Origin of the sequence: Paenibacillus sp. FSL H7-0716, from assembly GCF_038002705.1 — a bacterium.
Classification (GTDB): Bacteria; Bacillota; Bacilli; order Paenibacillales; family Paenibacillaceae; genus Paenibacillus_AQ; species Paenibacillus_AQ odorifer.
Window position 1 is genome coordinate 15,323 of sequence record NZ_JBBODA010000048.1, and the last position, 17,951, is coordinate 33,273.

Consider the following 17,951-nt stretch of genomic DNA (forward strand, 5'->3'; position numbering starts at 1 on the left):
ACTGAAGTTTGTTACTTTTCCAACGTTCTGCCAACTCTTGTATAGTCATGACTGATCACCTACAACTACAGTGCCAGGATAAGTCTTCTTGATGTTTCGTGCATAATAGCTTCCGATCGATTCAGCAGCCATCATGATCTCATAAGTCAAACGTGGCACCCCGGGATGTTCATACACGGTATCACGGCCCTTGAACTGGACGAATAGCGCTTGACTCTCTTTGTCATATCCAACAGCGGCAATATTTGAAGATATTACCGGCTCAAGTTCAGGTCTCATAGGTAATCCTCCGGTCTGAATGTTTTGATGAACTCTACTGCATCATCATAGTCGATGCGGCGAATGTGGCTGTATTTAGCAACACTGAAGTTGTCTTTGAGCTTGCTCCATATGAGACGGCGGTACTTGCCTACCAGAGCGTTAAAAGAAACATCAGATTCTTTGTAGCGATCCTTTGTAAGTGCGTTCGATCTGCTCTTGACCGCTTGTTGTAAATTCCATTGCTCTACATCATCCAGGGTAATGCGGTCTCTCACCTCCTGGAGGGCCATAAGAACTTCTTCTTTTTGAACAATCATTTCATCCTTGATTGCTCCGAGACCTTCAAAGACCGATCTGACTACAGCGCCTTGCTGTTCCGTCAACTGCAAATGCTGTCCCATAGCTAACAAAATATCTTTTGTATCTGGCATCTCATTGAACCACCTTTCTGCCATTCACGGCGGGCCTGACCTGCTCAATAAATGCTTCCAGCATATCCAAGCTTTCACCCAGCCGTTTTTTCTCGCTGTTGCTTGCGCTGGCGATTGATCCTAACATAAAAGCCGTTAATCCAGCATTTTTAAGGAATGTTTTGACGTTAATGCTAAATTGAACTGTATTAATGTCCGCATCGGAACGCAGCCTCTTGAGTTGTAGTTGAGCCTGTTGCTCGTCAAAATCATTTGGTTGCTGGAGTTTGAGGGCTTCATTCTCCTCTTTGATGCGTTGGTATCCAGACTTTAATTGCTCAATCTTCAATCTCTCTGATTCGATCTCATCCTTCATCTTGTCTTTCCAGTAATCATCGCGCTGCTTGAGTTGCGCTTCGGTCTCCTTATCCTTCTGTTTTAGGTAAATTGTCTGTTCTTCATCATGCTGTTCAAGAGCCGCCGAGACAGCCTCTTGTACTTGATAAGCCGGTACAACGTCTTTGTATTTCTTTTGAAGTTCTTCCTTCTCATACTCCGCTTGTTCAGCTCGATCTTCGGCTTCGCGAACAGCAGCTTCGAGACGTTCCTTGGTTTCAGTAAAAGCTTTATGAGTGCTGATAATATTGGCGTCTAACTGCTGGATAATTTCCGGCGTGGCATTCTCCTTAATGAATTTCATCTTGTCGAACTGACGGCCTGACACTCCAAGTTGTTCTCCTACAATGTCGCGGACCTGACCAGATTCATGCTCAGGTAAATTTTCCTTACCTGCTTGCATTCGTTCTTTGGCTCTGATCCGTTCCAGTTCCTCAATTTTCTTCCCGTAAGCGACCCGTTCAGAGAATGTAAAGTCTTTCCGGTGTTCGTTCTCGCTTATCTCTAGTTGTAGTTGATGAGCATAATCGCGAACCTCAGTAACTCTTACTTCTACCTGTTCTCTCCCCAAATGCATGTGTGCTCTCAACCGTCGTTCTCCAGCGATCAATTGATAATCGGGTGTTACAACGATTGGATTGATTAAGCCGTTCTCAGCGATGTCCTGAGCCAATTCTTCGATGCCCGAAAAATCTTGGCGAATACGATCCGTTACTTTGATTTTGCTAATATCAATGAGCAATGTGATTCTCCTTCCTAAAATCATTTCCTCTCTGTGATAAGATGGGGATTGTCCAGATCCACCAAAACATCCAAGGAGGGAGGTGTAAAAAATGGTTATTATTAATTTCCTTGATGGAACACATTTAGAAATACTGGCCGACACCGTGCTTAATGGTTACAAAAATGATTCGACAGAAGATATTTTTTACTTAAAGAATGTCTTTGAAGACTCTATTGATGGTCGAAATAATACTGAAGGCAAGGCATCGAAACTGTTTGCTGGTGACTACAAAGTCGGTGTAATGGGGTTTATTTTATCAGTTGATTGTTTCTCGGTTGGCTTAGATACGATCAACAATGCTGTTTATTTATCTACAGCGGTCAAATCGGTCGAAAACCAACAAGAAAAACATGTAATGCAGCCGACTATCGGTTCTGTAAGTGTTCCAAGAGCTAATTAAGGCGTATATTCATCTTGCAGAAGTGTGCATTTTCTCAGAGCTTCTTTTGAACGTTCGAGAATATATAAGGCTGCTTCATAAGTCACGCTTTTTTTACCAATAAGGCTGAGTACTTCCGAAACAATTTCTGCATACACCGGATCGATATTTCCTAAAGCCTCTCTCACTGAGACGAGGCTTTTCCATTCGGGAGTGTCCTTTACTTCACTCTGGACCTTTTGATTCACTGCCCCTACACTTTCTCCCATTATCTTTCCTCCTCCCTCACAAACTTGGTAAGCAATAATTCTCAACACGGTTAAGCGTTACTCTTAGGGGCTTTACCTCACGCTGCTGAAGCATTGTCTTTAACTCCAAGGTTTTAGCCCGAGCAAGACCTGCTTCTCTTAAAGCGATTTTGTCTCCAGTAGCTAATGCAGTTACTGTTACTCTTGATAGAGCCTCATAAGCTGTTTGTAAATCTTCTTTCATTGAGATAACTCCTTCACTTCGACATTCGTTCTCTTGTAATAAAATGGATATTGTTCGGATTAACAACCCCACTAAGAAAAGAGGTAATTACATGTGTCTAAACCAAATGTTGATGAAATCGCCGCAGCACTATTTGAAAAACTTCAGCCACTTTATATTAAAGATGGATTGGAACTTACCCAGGAACTTCAAAATGACGGGAAACCAATTCAAGAAGCTATTCGGCAAGCTGATTTAGCAGCATTGAAACTCCACAACGAGAGATTTACGATTGAACTTATCAAAGGCGTCCTTGATGCTTTAGAATAAGTTTTGAACGTTCTTCCCAATATTCTCTTGCAAGATCAGTTGTAATGGATTCTGATCTAACAAGAATTTTCGCATTTGTTACGTCCTTTTCATGTTCGGTATCAGTAGCCGCCGTTCCAGCGGTGGTTTCTTTGCTTTCCAACGCATTAAAAAGTTTGCTGGTCAACTCTGCTAGTTTGTCTAATTCAAAGCCGATTCCAGAGTCTTTGAAAACCCCCAGTTCAACCGCTTTGCAATCAAGGCTGGATACCACTGTAACTAATTCATTTCCAATCAAGGCTAGTTTCTTCTTCAGTTCGTGTACTCCATCTTCAATTGGTGTTTTGGTGACTGTTCTTCCGCCGAACCTTTTAACCAATTCAGAGTCATTCCAAAATGCTTCTGCGTCTGTTGGAGTAGCAATTGTTACTGTAGCTCCATTGATAAATACATCGCCTTTAGGGGTGATCTGGAACGCTTCTGCAATCATTCCTAGTACTTCCTGTTTGTCTTCTTCTTTCATTGATTTATATCTCCTTTTTGAGTCAATCTTTAAGGATTTTAAGCTCGACTATCCCATGTTGGGCAATTTAAACGTTCTTGTTGCCGTATCCATTCTTCCAAAGAACGTATACTGAACATCATTTTCGGTCTACGTGAACCAGGCATTCCTGTTTTCACATGTGGGATTTGTTTTTGACTACAGAGACGATAAATCAAATCTTTAGAGACGCCTAATATTTCAGCAGCTTTTTCAGCTTCAACCATTTTATCCTCACTTATGGGAATGCTCTCTTCAATTTTCTTTAAAACAGTTGGTAAAATCTTGGATGCGACTTTTTCAGCAATAGCATCCAAAAAATCAGATGCAACATGTTCTTCTTTCATTTAACCTCCTCCTAATTACGATATAATCGCATAAACTTTGATATTTCCGATTAAATCGGATTCCCTGCCAAAAAAAATTATTTCCGCTGGCACTTTGTAGAGTTTTAGTAACTCATTTGTTAAGGCCCAGGGTATATCAGTCGAATCTTTCTCATACCTCCGGATGAGATCCATATTTTTTTTGGTTATTTCGGAGACTTCTTTTAAAGTGTAACCTGCATTTACTCTGGCGGCTCTCCAAGTAATTTTGTAATCGTCCATTGCCTCACCTCCCAAACCAATATTATTCCGATTAAATCGGATTGTCAACATCAAAACTCCAAATTTAACTTTTAATATCTGATTAAATCGGATATAATAAATATTATTTCTATATAACCGGAAAAAAACGGAGGTTTTCAAAGTGGCGCGGAAAAAGTTCACTGATTACGAGGTTAATCTTATGAAAGAAATATCTATTAACTTAAAAAAAGTCTTAATGCTAAAAGGAATTACTCAACTAGAATTAAGTGAACGAACAGGAGTAGCCTCGAGCACTATTTCTGATTATGTTAATGGTAGAACACTAATGTCTATGGGAAATCTACAAATAATCTCAGATACCTTGAAAATTGCAAAGTCAGATATTTTTCCCGACCTATTTGAGCAACATCCGCGATTTAGAGAAATACCATTACTCGGAACAATCTGTGCTGGAAATGGTCTTCTTGCTGATCAAAATATTGAGGAATACATCCATTATCCTTTTCCCAACAAAAAACAACCGGATTATGCATTACGCGTCAAAGGTGACTCAATGATAAATATTGGAATTACGGATGGAGATATTGTTTATATGCGTCATGCTCAATGGGCAGAACATAATGGTCAATTAGTTGCCGCACTTGTAAATGACAGTGAGGAAGGATTCCTGAAACGCATACATTGGTCTGAAAATGATTCCCAAATCAAATTATCCCCAGAGAATGATGATTATGAAGCAAAATTTTATGTCCCGAATCAAATACAGATTTGTGGAATATATATGGGTCATTTCAAAATTTCTGATATTTGAAAATACATAAACCATAGTAAATTTTCGAGGTGATCTGAATGGCGAGTATTCAAAAGAGAGGTAAAAGTTCTTGGTTATTTACAGTTGAAACGGGGTCGGGAACAAAGCGCGGTCGAGAAACGATGACTTATCGAGTTGAAGATACTGCATTACTAAAAACAACAAAAAAACTCAAAGATCACTTAGAATCAGAATGGAATAAATTCAAAATAGAAGTTGAATCCGGAAATTATTTCAGACCTGAAAAAATGACATTTAGAGAATTCACTGGTTTATGGAGCGATAAATTTGTAGATAAAAATTTAGCTGAAACAAGTGCTTTCAATTACAAATACCACTCTACGACAAAACTCACTCCTATTTTAGGTGATATACAAATGGATAAAATTAAGACTTTAGATATTGTCACCCTGTTGGACGAGCTATCAAAAAAAACTGGTGAAGCCTCAGTGGTTTATTGCTTCAGAGTACTTCGAAGTATATTCAGCAAAGCGGTGTCTTGGAAAGTTATCAAAGTAAATCCAATGGATGGGATTGATAAACCCAAAGAGGCCCCAAAGGAGATGAGTTTTTATAACGAACAAGAAGTAGCTGAGCTTCTAAAGTCCCTCCAAAAAGAAACTATTAAATTCAAAACATTTGTTACTTTAGCTCTCACTACAGGAATGCGCCGCGGAGAACTTTTGGGTCTTGAATGGAGACATATTAATTTAGAAAAAGGTAGTATCCTTATACATCAAACTATTCCAATGTTTAAAGATGGTATGCCTGTAATCAAGGGTCCTAAACGTGGTACAGGAAGAACAATAACGTTGCCTTCTTCCGTAGTAAAAGAACTTGTAGAATATCAAAAGCATATGATGAGGGTTCGCACTGAGCTTAAAGTTCCATGGGAAGGTGGAGAATACTCATTTTTATTCGCTCACGACAATGGACGTCCTAAATTCCCAAAAAATTGGGGAGACTACTGGCGCGAATTCCACGCTAGAAATCCACAATTAAGATACATTAGATTTCATGATCTACGTCATACTTCTGCCACTCTTTTAATCAGCAGTGGTGTTCATGCTAAAATCATCTCTAGTAGACTAGGGCACACTAAGATATCAACTACAATGAATATCTATGGTCATATTATTGAAGCTGCAGATCAATCAGCAGCTGACGTTTTCAATGCCTTTCTCCAACCTTCAAAGATTGTTAAACGAGCTAGGAAAACAAAGGCATAGTTGTTGTCGCGTTGTTGACAACTTGTTGACGAACTCTATTTAAAACTAACATTTACAACTTGTTGTAGCGATTAATTAAACAAATACAGCCTATTGTATCAACTAAATCGGAAATAACAATAAAATATAATACTGTGATTCTATCATCTCCCATGAAAGGGGCCCTAGAGATAGGGCCCCGAATTTATGTTTAACGGTATTATAAACACGAAAAGACTACCCTTTCGGCAGCCTTTTCAGCAACAACTATTTCACAAATCTTCCGATAAACTCAGTAACTACGCTCTCATACTTAACCGGGTCCATGCGAAAAGCTTCTCCGTGACCCGCATTAGGAACGATGTAAAGCTCCTTCTCGACCGGACTATTTTCATATAAGGTATGAACCATTTCCGTAGGAACAAAAGTATCATTATCACCATGAATAAACAGGGTTGGCGTTATAGATTTCTTCACCTGTTCTAGAGCCGAGGCTTCACCAAAGGAATAACCTGCCTGAATCTTTGTTAGCATACTGGTCGTATCTACAATTGGGAAGCCGGGTAGATGGTACATTCTTTTTAATTGAAAGGTAAGCTCGTCCTTCACAGAGGTATAACCGCAATCTCCCACAATTGCTTTTACATTAACCGGTAAATGCTCACCGCTTGTCATTATTACGGTAGCCCCCCCCCATGGAAACACCGTGCAGTATGATCTGTGTATCCTCACCGTTTGCTTTCAGAACGTTCTCTATCCACTTCAAGTAATCCTTACGTTCTGGCCATCCAAATCCGATGTAGTTACCATCACTTTCCCCATGTCCTCTGGCATCCGGCAGCAAAATATTATATCCAAGTCTCTCATAATACATTCTGGCATATCCACTCATTTGAGTTGCATTTCCAGCATACCCATGAGCAATAATCACTGTCTTATCGGAATGTTCAGGAGCAGCAGCTAAATAGTACGCTTTAAGCTGTATTCCGTCATCAGAATCCATCTCCCATCTATCAAAGCTCTGGGCATCCCACCACTCTTGGTCTGCCTTTGAGGTATCTTTAGATTGTTCTACCTCTGGACTGGACTGCAGGTCAGGGCTTTCATTTAAGAAATCCTTTGAAGCACGTGCAATAGCAACATGATAGAAATAAAAGCTTCCCACAGTTACAACAATGATTAAAAGTACAATAACAGAAGAAATTCCGATCAATATTTTTTGTATATTTGAATATTCAAAATCCTAGTATTGTAAACTCATACCATTTACTATGTGATTATTATTCTTTTAACTTATCATTTTATATAATCTTATGTACAAAAAATCTACAAAAAAAAGCCCCATGTCGGCAAAATGCCAACACGGAGCTCTGCTATTTTAGTGATTTAGAATATGCATGCGCTTGTAATAATTACTAATAAGATGAACAAAACTAAGATTGCGCCTGTAGAAGTAAAAGCACCACCAACATGACCATATTCAGCACCCATGAGAAGACCTCCTCCGTATTTAGAATACATCATAAGATATGTAATTATCCCCTTAGAAGATTGGGCGTTCAGTTAAAAAAAAAAAGACCTCTACTGGGCTACCAGCGAGGTTAAGGGCTCTACAATTAATCAGAAACTAAAATACCGTCAAAGCTTTCTGGGCCCACACGTACTGTACCGAGAAGATTAGAAGAAACAAATGCTGTATAAGTGAGCTGAGGTGTGATGGCTGGTAAGAAATCCGCCGCTGAAAAGGTTATTACTTGTGGAGCCAGAATGCTAAGAGCAAAAGTTGAAGTAGCAGAATACACTTTTGGATCAGTAGCCAAGGTTCCTCTTACAATCGTAATTGTGATGCCCACTAACGCTAGCGGAAGCGTCACTGATATTGTTCCTTTAAGGAGAACACGTGGATTGGTGGTCACTCCAGCCGTTAACAATCCAATCTGTCCAAAAAGCTGCGGCGTGTTAAGTACCGTAATAGGAATAGATATAGAGTTGGCGAGGCTGGCATTTTGAGATGTTCTTGCATCAAGGTAAGTTCCCATCGTTGCACCCCCTTTATAAATTGGCATACCATAATATATTAGTGTTCTCAATAGAATGCATAGCCACATTACCAGTGTGAAACGATTGTTTTATAAAACTCATAGATAAAATCTATTTATCATCTTTTTTCGTCCCATCCCTTTTATTAAACGCCAGTTCAAACAAACCGGTCGCTGATAGTCCCGCAAGCCCCCCCGCCCAGAGTCGCAGAATCAGATTCATATCAGTGAACGGATAGGCAACTGCTCCAACCAGCAAGCCAATAGCCAACCCCACTACTGGCACAATGTTCCGCGGAAGTTCAATGCTATTCTTCACAAGTTGTACAAGTGCCATTACAAAAACAGCTAGGACTGAAGCAAAGGCAAGCACACTGTTGAGAGCATCGTTATACATGGTATTTAATCCTCCTTATTTTATTTTTTACTTCCTGTTACAAGTAAACCCGCACGGTTCAGCACCGTTAATATGCGATAGAAATCGTAGCTGCCACCCGATGGAGTATCGAGAAGTCCTGCCGCAGTCGCTGCTTTCACAGCCGCCTCAGCCCATGCAGGGACATTCATGACTGCCCGATTTTCAATGAATATCACCCGATCCGTAAGCTTATTAATCGCCTGCCCCTGTTCTTGCACACCTGTTTTCAGCGTATCCCTGCTATCAGTAAGAGCTGCTATAAGAGCACGCAGTTCCTTTACTTCCGATTCTAGACTAACAAGCTTTTGCTTATCCTCTGCTGACATCTCGTCATCTCCTCCCATGGATTTGTCGTCATATTGATACAGATTATAGGTATTCATAATTTGAATCAGCTTAGCTGCATAGTTCGGATCAGTAGCGTAACCAGCTGCGGCAATCTCTTGTGCGGCCACCTTGCCACTTGCACCTAGAACCTTGCTGTAAAGGTTGCGATTCCATGAGACTCCATTCACAATCAAGTCGGAGTGATCCGCGATAGATTCTCCCCAATTGTTATAGGCTCGAAAAGGGGCATTAACTTTAACAGCTTTACCGTTAATATATTCAGTAGTTTGTACAGTAATGCTGCCAGCAGGTCCACTTCCTTTGATCCCAAACAAATTATTCGCTTTCACAGTCAATCCACTGCTGCCCCAGCCTGACTCCAGAGCCGCTTGAGCAATGGTTAACGAAGCAGGGACCTTAGTGAGCTGCATGTCCTTTACAGCAAAATTCGCAATCTTCGCTATAAACTCGCCTTCTGTCATCTCATCACATCCTCTCCATTTATTAAATGCGAGGCATCATAAAATGACTGTGCTTATCCCCTACTAACATTGTGTTTTTACTAGATTTGATTCCAACTCGGCAACAAATAAGGCCATCCCATTCCATGAAATGAATGCTGGAGTAGCCTCAATGATCTAAACATCTAACTTCCTAATTACATCTCAATCGCTAACGAATTCTCTAATCGACTCAGCTGACCTTAGTACGCGGCTTTAGCTCACATTTGGAATGTTAACGGACCCCATAGACGTAATTAGCACCAAAAACACTCAATATCAAGCTCTTCATATGGAATAATGTCTCTGAGGTCCGAAACCTCGTTCAAAAGGTTAAAAAATGCTAATAACGTCATCCGGGTCCTTAAGCTACAGTAGACTGAATATGACTCGGCGGTGTAAAAGCAGCCAAACAACGATCCAAAAAAAGGAGTAGTAGTTCTCCTATTATTAGAGAACTACTACTCCTTTGACTTTTCATGACATCGACATCTGCTATCCACTATGACGTAGAGCGTTTATGTAAAATAGAGAGATGCACTTCTCGGTAGCTCAAGCGGTGCCTTAGGTCCTGCATAATGCATCCTCAACTCCTTTCACCCGGACAATATGTAATTATTAGTAAATTCAGCTTGTGAATCCCGTAGAATTAGCGTAATATATAGTAATAATTTACTATATAGGAGGGTCTAACAGACTATGCCTTCATATTATTTTAAAGAAGTATGGACACCCTTACGCTGGGTAGGTATAAAGTTTTTTCGTGATGATGATGGATTCTTATGGATTAAATGGTGGGCAAAACCCAGAAAACGGTTACGTTAACGCATACTATTACATATGCAATAATACATAGGTTTAGCAGTTAGAATACTCATAATAATCTGCGCTGCCAGCCCCTCCGCTTCAAGCATTGATTTGCTAGCGGAGGTCTTTATGATCCACGCTAGCAACTAATGCCGTCAGTTTACTAATTCCCTACTTTTGCCCCAAATGAACGTGCCAAGAGTACCGCCTGTTCAATATCCATCCGCACTCCCTGCAGATCCAGACTCTTTAAATCAATTCCTTCAACAATCGCTTCCCGCATATCCGCTCCCTTAAGCTTGCATTGAGACAATTGTACACGGCTCAAATCCGCTCCGCGCAAGTCACTTTTTTGCAAATTACAGCCCATTAAATCCGCTTCTGTAAATCGAATCCCCCGCAGATCCTGTCTGCTTAGATTAGTATGTCTTAGGTTCGTATACGACCAGTCCCCTCCGAGCAGGGAGATCCCGTCCAAATATGCATTTGAGAAATCCGATCCTACCATCTTGCAATCTTCAAATTTAGATACAAACAGGTTCGCTCCCGTAAATTTACAATTGGTAAAAGCTGAACCTTTATGGTGAGACGCATTAAGCATGGCTCCAGTAAAATCACAATCAATAAATCGGCAGCCAATAGAGTTCATCTCTTCCATAGAAGTGCCTTTGAAGGTGCATTGCTCGAATGTGCAGTTATTTAACTCACCATCCTGCAAGCTTCCTTGATCAAAATTGTGATTACGGAACGTTTCATTAAGGTATTGGTACATATAAATCTCATCACCTTCATTAGTATTAAAAAAATTAATTCTTAATTAAAAATAGCACTTTAGTAGATTGTTCTCAACATTCCCTTTCGATATAATAGCAAATAAACAATGAGGAGGAAAATTATGGATGTGTCCAGCAGGAAAGAACCATTCCGTTATGTTATGAACCATCCACTTGAATGCTGGATTGAAGTTCCGCTTAATAATTCCGGTCCAGGTGCTGGAAAGTTAACAGAGGCTGTATTACTCGATCTTAGCCGTTCGGGTTGTAAAGTACGCACTCCTTTGAATCTTCGATTCACTGCAAGAGATACTAGGCTTATTATTCATCTTCAATTAAATGAAGAGAAGCTTCAGCTCTTATGCAGCGTCCGGTGGGGTTGGATGTTTGGGCTTGGCCAATATCAATATGGAGTTAAATTCCGCTTGGACGAAAACGAGGAAGAACGCCTAATAAGAGAGCTTGAAACATGGACCGCCACCCTTCGGGTTGAAGGTCTGTAGAACTTACCATAACAGATGCCCTTCACTTAGAAGGACGTCTTTTTTTTGCACAAAAACGAAGACAAAGCTAAATCGCTCTGTCTCCGTTCTAAAAACTATTCCGCCAAGTTGTGGCTAGACGTCCACTCTTTTATTAACGAGCTTGATGATGACCGCTATAAGAAGAACTGCTATCACCCCTTCAAACAAAAGAGGAGCTAGATTCAAATGACCCTGTATAAGCTGCATCCCATTTGCGGTATCCGTCTCATCTATGACCTCGAACTGGAATACACTTTCCCAAGCAGTGAAGTTACTTTTGAAAATAAAATACTCCAAATAGAAGATTCCATTTTGTAACAAATATGCAGTGGCCAGCCCAATCCATACTCGCCCCTTAAATTTCACACTACGTGCAACCGTAATGGAGACCATCAAGGTAAGCATAATATAACCGGCAAACCAATACGCCTGCAAGAGAACTAACAATCCTACTTTCCAGAAATTCTCCGGAAGAAATGATGAGGAATACATTGAAAGATAAACGCCAAAATGGATCAAAGCTATTAAAATAATTCCCAGCAGTAGAGCTAAATAGAGCACTAACGGAGAAAGGACTGTGTTCAGGGTTCTCACGGGTACTAGGCGACGATTATAGGAATTTAAATTGTTAAAAAAGGTTCTTGCTGCCATGACAAGAAAGATCAGTCCTGCAATAACATAAGCTATTCCGTTCAAAGTAAACCTTTCATAGTCATGTAATTTGGTGAACCCCAAACCGATCTGTGCCAGGATTATGATTACAAAAACCGCAAGGAACTTATCCCTATCTCGTCTAAAATCGTACTTCACTAGCTTTAGCATTCTGCGTACACCTCTCTGAACAGTTCGTCTATGCTTTTGCCTTGGCGAAGCCGGATATCCTCTACCGCAGTATGCATCAGAATTTCTCCCTCTTTTATAAAAATCACATCATCAAAGATCCGCTCAATATCCGATACTAAATGGGTTGATAAGAGAATAGTACTGTCCTCTTCATAAAACTCTACCAACGCGTTAAGAATTTTTGTTCTAGCTACCGGATCTACACCACCAATGGGTTCATCCAGCAAATAAAGGCTAGCTCGGCGTGATAGAGCAAGTGTAAGCTGTAAACGTTCATTCATCCCTTTGGACAGATCCTTTACCTTATCTTGCACTCTTAGCTTCATAAACTCCAGCATTCGCGAGGCTTTAGTCTGATCAAAATCCGGATAGAAGTCAGTTTGGAATTTTAGAGCATCAGAAACACTCATCCAGGATTCTGTAAGCGGCTTATCAGGCATAAACGATACCACCGCTTTACTCTCTGTTCCTACAGAACCCCCAATGACTGATACACGACCGGTCGTAGGCTGTGACAGCCCGGCGATGATTTTCATAAGTGTACTTTTACCGCTGCCGTTACTGCCTAGCAGTCCCGTGATCTTACCCGCACTCAGAATAAAAGATACCTTGCGGAGGGCATGCTTGGATCTATATTTTTTTGTAACTTCATGAACCTCAAGTATATTTCCCAACTTGTTTATCCCCCTATTCTTTATCCTTGTCACGGATATTCTCCGCCACCGCCGCTAAAATATCTTCGCCTTGAAAGCCAAGATCCTGCATACCACGAATGAACCGATCTAGCACATCTTTGGCCATTTCTTTTTTGATGGTCAGGATAGTACCTTCATTACTTGTGACGTATCTTCCCATTCCACGCCGGGTTTCCACGATTTCTTCACGCTCCAGTTCCTGAAAAGTTCTTTGCACCGTATTCGGATTAATCTGCAGTTCACTGGCAAGTTCTCGTACCGAGAGTATTTTATCCCCCGGTTTCAGCTTACCTGTGACGATTTCCCCTTTGATGTAATTCATGATCTGTATATAAATCGGCAGGTTGTTATCGAATTCGATTGTCATGATTAAGCAACATCCCTTCGTCTAAAGACGGAGAAACCTATGAGAAGAAAGACAACTGTGTATAAGACAAGCATCACGATGGAAAAGGTCAGTGTCATTCCAGGCATAGGTGCTCCTCCACCTTCATAAGCAGATAAATTTAAGTTTGGAAACAGAACATATTTGTAAAAATCACGAGAGATAATCAATTTGTCTATCATTAACGCAAACATAGTAGCCCCAATCGTTACCCCCGTTGAAGTGGTCAATATCCCCAGCATAAAAGCAAGTGTTCCATACACAACTGTACTCACGAGATTATACAATAGGTTGGTAAGCATCTCACTCATACCCGCTTCTCCACCACTTAGTCCAAACCACAAAGCCCCCGTTCCAAAAACGGCAATACCTCCGATGACAGTCAAAGTCAAAGCATACAACAGTACAACCACATATTTGGATGCGAGGATTGCTGTACGGCTTCTGGCACGGATAAGCAGGAACTTAATGGTTCCTTGACTATACTCTTTTGAGACAATACCTGCTGTTCCGATGATCGCAAGAATTGTAATCACTTGCCCAATCCCTTGGGAAAGCAGCATCATAGCTGAAAAATCATAAGCTGATTCAAACATGTCAGGGGAGACAGAATGAACTATATAACCTAACAGCAGGGATAATAGAATTAATATCAGATATGGCATAAAAAATGTGCGTTTTTTTGAGAGTTTGAGCCATTCATTCACAATCAGATTATTAAAGTTACGCAATGCGGTTTCCTCCTGTCCATTTCAAGAAATCTTCCTCAAGACTTTGTTTATTCTCCGTAATCCGGAAAATCCCCACACCTTCATCACTAAAAGTAGATACAAGCTCCGGTACTCTGCTATCAAGTAGACTTACTATCACTTCAGATCGCGCGCTATCCATAGAGGTCAATTCCGCATAATCCAAGCGCTCCAAGATATTTATTGCCGATTCGATTGATCCTACACGGATGGTGAGCTTCACTTGTGCGGTTGCTTCCTGCTCCTCACCAATCGTAGTTACGGTCACCAGCTTACCATTCTGAATCACAATAGCCCGATGGCATATTTGTTCAATTTCAGTAAGTAAATGGCTGGAAATCAGAATAGAAATGCCTTCCACTTCGGCGATGGTACGCATATAATCACGCATTTCCCGTATTCCAGCCGGATCAAGTCCGTTCGTTGGCTCATCTAAAATCAATAACTTCGGCCGATTGAGAAGCGCTTGAGCAATCCCAAGACGTTGGCGCATCCCCAGCGAATAAGCCTTTACTTTTTTATTCATCGCTTCTTGAAGTCCTACCAGTTCTACAACCTCATCTATTCTGCCAGCCTCAATGTTATCCGTCATTCTTTGGTACTGCTTCAGATTATCAAGTCCAGTCATATAGGGATAAAACTCTGGATTTTCAATTATCGCACCGATATGGCCAATCGCCTGCTTAAAATCCTTTTTCACACTGTGGCCTTGGATAATCACATCGCCTTCGCTCATCCGTATTAAACCCGTCATCATTCGAATCGTTGTGGTCTTTCCTGCACCGTTTGGACCTAACAATCCCACAATTTCACCCTTACGGATATCAAATGTCAGCTTATCCACAATCGGTCTTCCTTTGATGATCTTACTTACCTCATTCATTTGCAGAACAATTGAATCTTGCATTTCTACACCACTCCCCTGTTTCATGCGAATCCTCCCTGCCAACTAATGTATTGTTCATTTTTTGTATTGTATCAGTGTCATAGTTGAATAGTACACTAATATGTTGTTGGAGTAAAGCCCAAAATAATAAGTTAATGCAAATAAGGGCTTTCTATTAGACTATCAGCCAAGCCAAAAATTTATACGAACATAGATTAGATAACAAAGGAGGAATTACAAATGAAAAAAGAAGTTCATATTTCTCAGACTTACCCTCGCTTGACCGTGTACGATGAAGAAAACTTCAATGGACGCCGTAGAGTATATACTGGCAACCTGGGGATCCGTAATACGGACAACATCCTCGATGGTATTGAGAGCCTTCGGTTCTTCTCTACTAGCAGCAATGCTACACTGGTACTCTTCACAAGAACCCGGTTTAGAGGAAATTTCCGTGTTCTTCGCGGGAACCGCAACATTAGGGATCTGGATGATTTCATTTCAGGCAATGACGTGAAATCCATTATTTCTACTAACCAACGCCTAACCCTCGAACAAATCCGTAATATCCGCAGCAGCGGTAACTTGCCTTCGGGATATCGTTTGATCTAGCAACTGCTTACAACAAAAAGGAGTAATCCGGAGCCTAGTGCCCAGGTCACTCCTTTTTCTAGTCGAAATACCGCATTAATTAATGGTAAATCTGACGGGTTGTCGAAACGACAGTTCGTTAATCGAACAGGGAGGGATTAACCATGATTACAAAAAAGGCAACATCTGTAATATATCCTAGGCTAAGAGTGTTTAGTGAGGAGAACTTTCGGGGGCTTCGCAGAACTCTTCGCGGCAACCTGGGGATTGCAGATATAGATTCAGTTCTTACAGGAATAGAAAGCTTGCGCTTTTTCTCCACAAATCCGAACGCTACGCTTGTGTTATTCGATCGATCTGCCTTCCGCGATAATTTCGTTATTTTGCGTGGCAACCGCAGCATTCGAGAACTGGACGACTTTCTGCGAAGAGGAGATGTCGAATCGCTCATTTCAAGTAATCAACGGCTGACCCCGGCGCAGGTTCGCACCATTCAACGTACCGGCAGCTTGCCATCAGGCTATCGTTTGATCTAATTCTTAGAGGACGCAGTTTAAGCCATAAGCTTAAGGTGCGCCCTCTTTTATTTTCCGCTATAATGACTCCATACATATTAAACAGGAAAGAAGGCTACTTTATGGAACCGATCGTTTCTACTCGATGGCTGCTTGCTCGGTTATACGAGCCTGAACTTGTTATAGTTGATTGCCGTTTTTTACTTACGGATCCGGAAGCTGGACGTAAAGCCTATACAGAAGATCATATTCCCGGAGCAGTTTATCTACATCTGGAAGAACAGCTCTCCGCTCCAGTAAGCTCACACGGGGGGCGCCACCCCCTACCAGAAATCTCAAAGCTAACCGCCGCACTTAGTAAGGCCGGCATTAACAGAAATAGCATCGTCGTTGCTTATGATGATCAAGGTGGAGCTTACGCTTCCCGTCTGTGGTGGATGCTTAAATATTTGGGACATGAACGTGTGTTTGTAATGGATGAAGGCTACTCTGCTTGGAAAAAAGCATCCTTCCCCGTCAGTGATCATCAAGCGGTTAGGATTCCTAGCCAGTATGAAGCAGATGTTCAGAAGAAGATGCTTGCTAGCATGGAAGATGTGCAAAACGTGGTTAAAAACGGTGGCGGTGGCGCAATGTTGATCGATTCCCGTGAAGCTCGTCGTTATCAAGGGCTTGAAGAACCTATTGATCCGAAGGCAGGTCATATTCCTGGGGCGATCAATAAGTTCTGGAAAGAAGTGCTGGATGAGCAAGGACGCTGGAAATCAACTGAGGTGCTGAAAGAGCATTATGAGGGTATTGATCCTGAGCAAGAAATTATCGTGTACTGCGGTTCAGGTGTAAGTGCCTGCCCGAATGTGCTCGCGCTAGGCAAAGCCGGGTACAAGAATGTGAAGCTGTATGCAGGAAGCTGGAGTGATTGGATTAGTTATGAGGAGAATCCGGTGGCTACTGGAGTAGAGTAAAATACGAGAGCCCGCGTCCGACGCGGGCTCTTCGTGCTGGGATTGTACCTTTGTTGGATTCGTACAGAGTAATGGGAATATTTCCAATAGCGCAGGATTCTACATCGTGGAATGTATGGCTACTGTTATGCGGCCAGATGTAGGAGTGACTTAGACTTTGCCGATCCCTAAGACGGACGAGTAGGAGTCATACAGCTTGTTACAGCATGCCGATGTAAGCTGAAAAGGCGAGGCTCTTTCTCCCTTTACCATGGGTATTCGTGCACTTCGACTTCTAATTCAGATCTGAGGTAAGAGGTATAATTCTTAGCAATCCCCTTTTTGTATTATGAGATTTAGAGGTGCCCTTAAATGTTTGAACCCATTACAAAATCCAGCGAAAGTCAGTCGTTTGTCTGTTGTTATTGTCCTTGGCTTATGAATCCCCCCTCTCAGAATGGGTACAAAATAGCCGCCAAAGGATGGCGGCAACAAACCTATACATAAAATATGATTTTAAAATCTATAAATCCAAACGGACAAGATATAGATAAATTTATTTAGGGCATCATTACTTCGTTTAGAACTTTCGGTGTATCCAGATCAAGAGATAGGACAATTCGGTAATAGCTCATTGTCCGGACACAACGGCATCGATGTTAAACGTCGGTTCAGGCATTAGTGTTGGTTCTTGCGTTGGTTCTTGTGTTGGTCCTTGTGTTGGTTCTTGCGTTGGTTCTTGTGTTGGTTCTTGTGTTGGTTCAGGCGTCGGTGCTGGTGTTGGTGCTGGTGCTG

The 17,951-nt window shown here is 41.4% G+C and carries 28 protein-coding genes; 8 read left to right on the forward strand and 20 right to left on the reverse strand.

Going from position 1 to position 17,951, the window contains the following annotated elements; all coding sequences use genetic code 11:
* Positions 1 to 45 precede the first annotated feature (45 nt).
* Genes MHH60_RS30670 through MHH60_RS30680 form a run of 3 tightly spaced genes read right to left on the reverse strand, consistent with a single transcriptional unit; the run spans position 46 to position 1,833 of the window.
* Positions 46 to 279, reverse strand: coding sequence for a KTSC domain-containing protein (locus MHH60_RS30670; RefSeq protein WP_076135705.1), 234 nt, complete (start codon positions 277 to 279; stop codon positions 46 to 48).
* Positions 276 to 692 carry an ORF6C domain-containing protein gene (locus tag MHH60_RS30675; protein WP_143766707.1) on the reverse strand — a complete coding sequence of 139 codons (417 nt, stop codon included), beginning with the start codon at positions 690 to 692 and terminating at the stop codon, positions 276 to 278. Before MHH60_RS30675 ends, MHH60_RS30670 begins: the two co-directional genes overlap by 4 nt.
* Position 693: 1 nt before the next feature.
* Complete coding sequence (locus MHH60_RS30680) at positions 694 to 1,833, reverse strand: ParB N-terminal domain-containing protein (RefSeq protein ID WP_256715130.1); 1,140 nt, start codon at positions 1,831 to 1,833, stop codon at positions 694 to 696.
* Positions 1,834 to 1,900: 67 nt separating this feature from the next.
* Here MHH60_RS30680 and MHH60_RS30685 point away from each other — a divergent pair, with 67 nt between their 5' ends.
* Entirely contained in the window at positions 1,901 to 2,251 is a 351-nt protein-coding gene (locus tag MHH60_RS30685; RefSeq protein WP_076135699.1) for a hypothetical protein, read from the forward strand.
* On the opposite strand, the gene MHH60_RS30690 is transcribed toward MHH60_RS30685, so the two are convergent.
* Both MHH60_RS30690 and MHH60_RS30695 read right to left on the reverse strand, forming a co-directional pair.
* The gene (locus MHH60_RS30690; protein ID WP_076135696.1) at positions 2,248 to 2,499 is read right to left on the reverse strand and encodes a hypothetical protein; all 252 of its coding nucleotides are present in this window, start codon (positions 2,497 to 2,499) and stop codon (positions 2,248 to 2,250) included. The two genes, MHH60_RS30685 and MHH60_RS30690, sit on opposite strands and share 4 nt — an antisense overlap.
* 16 nt (positions 2,500 to 2,515) lie before the next feature.
* Positions 2,516 to 2,722, reverse strand: coding sequence for a hypothetical protein (locus tag MHH60_RS30695; RefSeq protein ID WP_076135694.1), 207 nt, complete (start codon positions 2,720 to 2,722; stop codon positions 2,516 to 2,518).
* Positions 2,723 to 2,815: 93 nt separating this feature from the next.
* Here MHH60_RS30695 and MHH60_RS30700 point away from each other — a divergent pair, with 93 nt between their 5' ends.
* On the forward strand, positions 2,816 to 3,031 hold the full coding sequence (locus MHH60_RS30700; RefSeq protein ID WP_076135692.1) for a hypothetical protein: 216 nt from the start codon (positions 2,816 to 2,818) through the stop codon (positions 3,029 to 3,031).
* Here MHH60_RS30700 and MHH60_RS30705 read toward each other — a convergent pair.
* From MHH60_RS30705 to MHH60_RS30715, 3 genes are read right to left on the reverse strand one after another with little or no spacing between them, the layout of a single operon-like run.
* A complete protein-coding gene (locus tag MHH60_RS30705; protein ID WP_076135690.1) occupies positions 3,003 to 3,533 on the reverse strand; it encodes a hypothetical protein in 531 nt (176 codons plus the stop codon). The genes MHH60_RS30700 and MHH60_RS30705 overlap by 29 nt on opposite strands.
* Before the next feature lie 38 nt (positions 3,534 to 3,571).
* Positions 3,572 to 3,898: a helix-turn-helix domain-containing protein gene (locus MHH60_RS30710; RefSeq protein ID WP_076135688.1), complete on the reverse strand. Its 327-nt coding sequence runs from the start codon at positions 3,896 to 3,898 to the stop codon at positions 3,572 to 3,574.
* Between the two features lie 15 nt (positions 3,899 to 3,913).
* On the reverse strand, positions 3,914 to 4,159 hold the full coding sequence (locus MHH60_RS30715; RefSeq protein WP_256715129.1) for a helix-turn-helix domain-containing protein: 246 nt from the start codon (positions 4,157 to 4,159) through the stop codon (positions 3,914 to 3,916).
* 181 nt (positions 4,160 to 4,340) lie between these two features.
* Here MHH60_RS30715 and MHH60_RS30720 point away from each other — a divergent pair, with 181 nt between their 5' ends.
* Positions 4,341 to 4,952 carry a LexA family protein gene (locus MHH60_RS30720; protein WP_143766310.1) on the forward strand — a complete coding sequence of 204 codons (612 nt, stop codon included), beginning with the start codon at positions 4,341 to 4,343 and terminating at the stop codon, positions 4,950 to 4,952.
* 38 nt (positions 4,953 to 4,990) lie between these two features.
* Positions 4,991 to 6,181 carry a site-specific integrase gene (locus MHH60_RS30725; protein ID WP_076135684.1) on the forward strand — a complete coding sequence of 397 codons (1,191 nt, stop codon included), beginning with the start codon at positions 4,991 to 4,993 and terminating at the stop codon, positions 6,179 to 6,181.
* Between the two features lie 246 nt (positions 6,182 to 6,427).
* Here the strand turns inward: MHH60_RS30725 and MHH60_RS30730 are convergent, their stop codons facing one another.
* The 7 genes from MHH60_RS30730 to MHH60_RS30760 form a co-directional block, all read right to left on the reverse strand.
* Positions 6,428 to 6,835, reverse strand: a complete 408-nt coding sequence (locus tag MHH60_RS30730) for an alpha/beta hydrolase (RefSeq protein WP_306082084.1) — start codon at positions 6,833 to 6,835, stop codon at positions 6,428 to 6,430.
* Complete coding sequence (locus tag MHH60_RS30735; protein ID WP_306082082.1) at positions 6,822 to 7,373, reverse strand: alpha/beta hydrolase; 552 nt, start codon at positions 7,371 to 7,373, stop codon at positions 6,822 to 6,824. Before MHH60_RS30735 ends, MHH60_RS30730 begins: the two co-directional genes overlap by 14 nt.
* Positions 7,374 to 7,546: 173 nt before the next feature.
* Positions 7,547 to 7,651: a sporulation protein YjcZ gene (locus MHH60_RS30740; protein WP_111503812.1), complete on the reverse strand. Its 105-nt coding sequence runs from the start codon at positions 7,649 to 7,651 to the stop codon at positions 7,547 to 7,549.
* Positions 7,652 to 7,776: 125 nt separating this feature from the next.
* Positions 7,777 to 8,199: a hypothetical protein gene (locus tag MHH60_RS30745; RefSeq protein WP_076126105.1), complete on the reverse strand. Its 423-nt coding sequence runs from the start codon at positions 8,197 to 8,199 to the stop codon at positions 7,777 to 7,779.
* Between the two features lie 112 nt (positions 8,200 to 8,311).
* Entirely contained in the window at positions 8,312 to 8,596 is a 285-nt protein-coding gene (locus MHH60_RS30750) for a holin (RefSeq protein ID WP_076101776.1), read from the reverse strand.
* 20 nt (positions 8,597 to 8,616) lie between these two features.
* Positions 8,617 to 9,426 carry a glycoside hydrolase family 73 protein gene (locus MHH60_RS30755; RefSeq protein WP_076135682.1) on the reverse strand — a complete coding sequence of 270 codons (810 nt, stop codon included), beginning with the start codon at positions 9,424 to 9,426 and terminating at the stop codon, positions 8,617 to 8,619.
* A gap of 988 nt (positions 9,427 to 10,414) precedes the next feature.
* The gene (locus MHH60_RS30760) at positions 10,415 to 11,023 is read right to left on the reverse strand and encodes a pentapeptide repeat-containing protein (RefSeq protein WP_076135680.1); all 609 of its coding nucleotides are present in this window, start codon (positions 11,021 to 11,023) and stop codon (positions 10,415 to 10,417) included.
* A 123-nt stretch (positions 11,024 to 11,146) separates the two neighbouring features.
* On the opposite strand from MHH60_RS30760, the gene MHH60_RS30765 reads away from it, so the two are divergent.
* Positions 11,147 to 11,527 carry a PilZ domain-containing protein gene (locus MHH60_RS30765; RefSeq protein ID WP_076126099.1) on the forward strand — a complete coding sequence of 127 codons (381 nt, stop codon included), beginning with the start codon at positions 11,147 to 11,149 and terminating at the stop codon, positions 11,525 to 11,527.
* Between the two features lie 114 nt (positions 11,528 to 11,641).
* Here MHH60_RS30765 and MHH60_RS30770 read toward each other — a convergent pair whose 3' ends face one another.
* From MHH60_RS30770 to MHH60_RS30790, 5 genes are read right to left on the reverse strand one after another with little or no spacing between them, the layout of a single operon-like run.
* Positions 11,642 to 12,370 carry a hypothetical protein gene (locus tag MHH60_RS30770; RefSeq protein ID WP_076135678.1) on the reverse strand — a complete coding sequence of 243 codons (729 nt, stop codon included), beginning with the start codon at positions 12,368 to 12,370 and terminating at the stop codon, positions 11,642 to 11,644.
* Positions 12,364 to 13,065 (reverse strand): ABC transporter ATP-binding protein, encoded by a 702-nt coding sequence (locus MHH60_RS30775; RefSeq protein WP_076135676.1) that lies wholly within the window; start codon positions 13,063 to 13,065, stop codon positions 12,364 to 12,366. Before MHH60_RS30775 ends, MHH60_RS30770 begins: the two co-directional genes overlap by 7 nt.
* 13 nt (positions 13,066 to 13,078) lie before the next feature.
* Complete coding sequence (locus tag MHH60_RS30780) at positions 13,079 to 13,453, reverse strand: GntR family transcriptional regulator (protein ID WP_076135674.1); 375 nt, start codon at positions 13,451 to 13,453, stop codon at positions 13,079 to 13,081.
* Between the two features lie 2 nt (positions 13,454 to 13,455).
* Complete coding sequence (locus tag MHH60_RS30785) at positions 13,456 to 14,202, reverse strand: ABC transporter permease (RefSeq protein ID WP_076135673.1); 747 nt, start codon at positions 14,200 to 14,202, stop codon at positions 13,456 to 13,458.
* Positions 14,195 to 15,151, reverse strand: a complete 957-nt coding sequence (locus tag MHH60_RS30790) for an ABC transporter ATP-binding protein (RefSeq protein ID WP_081389011.1) — start codon at positions 15,149 to 15,151, stop codon at positions 14,195 to 14,197. Before MHH60_RS30790 ends, MHH60_RS30785 begins: the two co-directional genes overlap by 8 nt.
* A 195-nt stretch (positions 15,152 to 15,346) precedes the next feature.
* Here MHH60_RS30790 and MHH60_RS30795 point away from each other — a divergent pair, with 195 nt between their 5' ends.
* The 3 genes from MHH60_RS30795 (at position 15,347) to MHH60_RS30805 (ending at position 17,177) form a co-directional block, all read left to right on the forward strand.
* Positions 15,347 to 15,718, forward strand: coding sequence for a hypothetical protein (locus MHH60_RS30795; protein WP_076135671.1), 372 nt, complete (start codon positions 15,347 to 15,349; stop codon positions 15,716 to 15,718).
* 143 nt (positions 15,719 to 15,861) lie between these two features.
* Positions 15,862 to 16,233 (forward strand): hypothetical protein, encoded by a 372-nt coding sequence (locus MHH60_RS30800; protein WP_076135669.1) that lies wholly within the window; start codon positions 15,862 to 15,864, stop codon positions 16,231 to 16,233.
* Positions 16,234 to 16,334: 101 nt separating this feature from the next.
* Positions 16,335 to 17,177: a sulfurtransferase gene (locus MHH60_RS30805; RefSeq protein ID WP_076135667.1), complete on the forward strand. Its 843-nt coding sequence runs from the start codon at positions 16,335 to 16,337 to the stop codon at positions 17,175 to 17,177.
* The last annotated feature ends 774 nt before the right edge of the window (positions 17,178 to 17,951 follow it).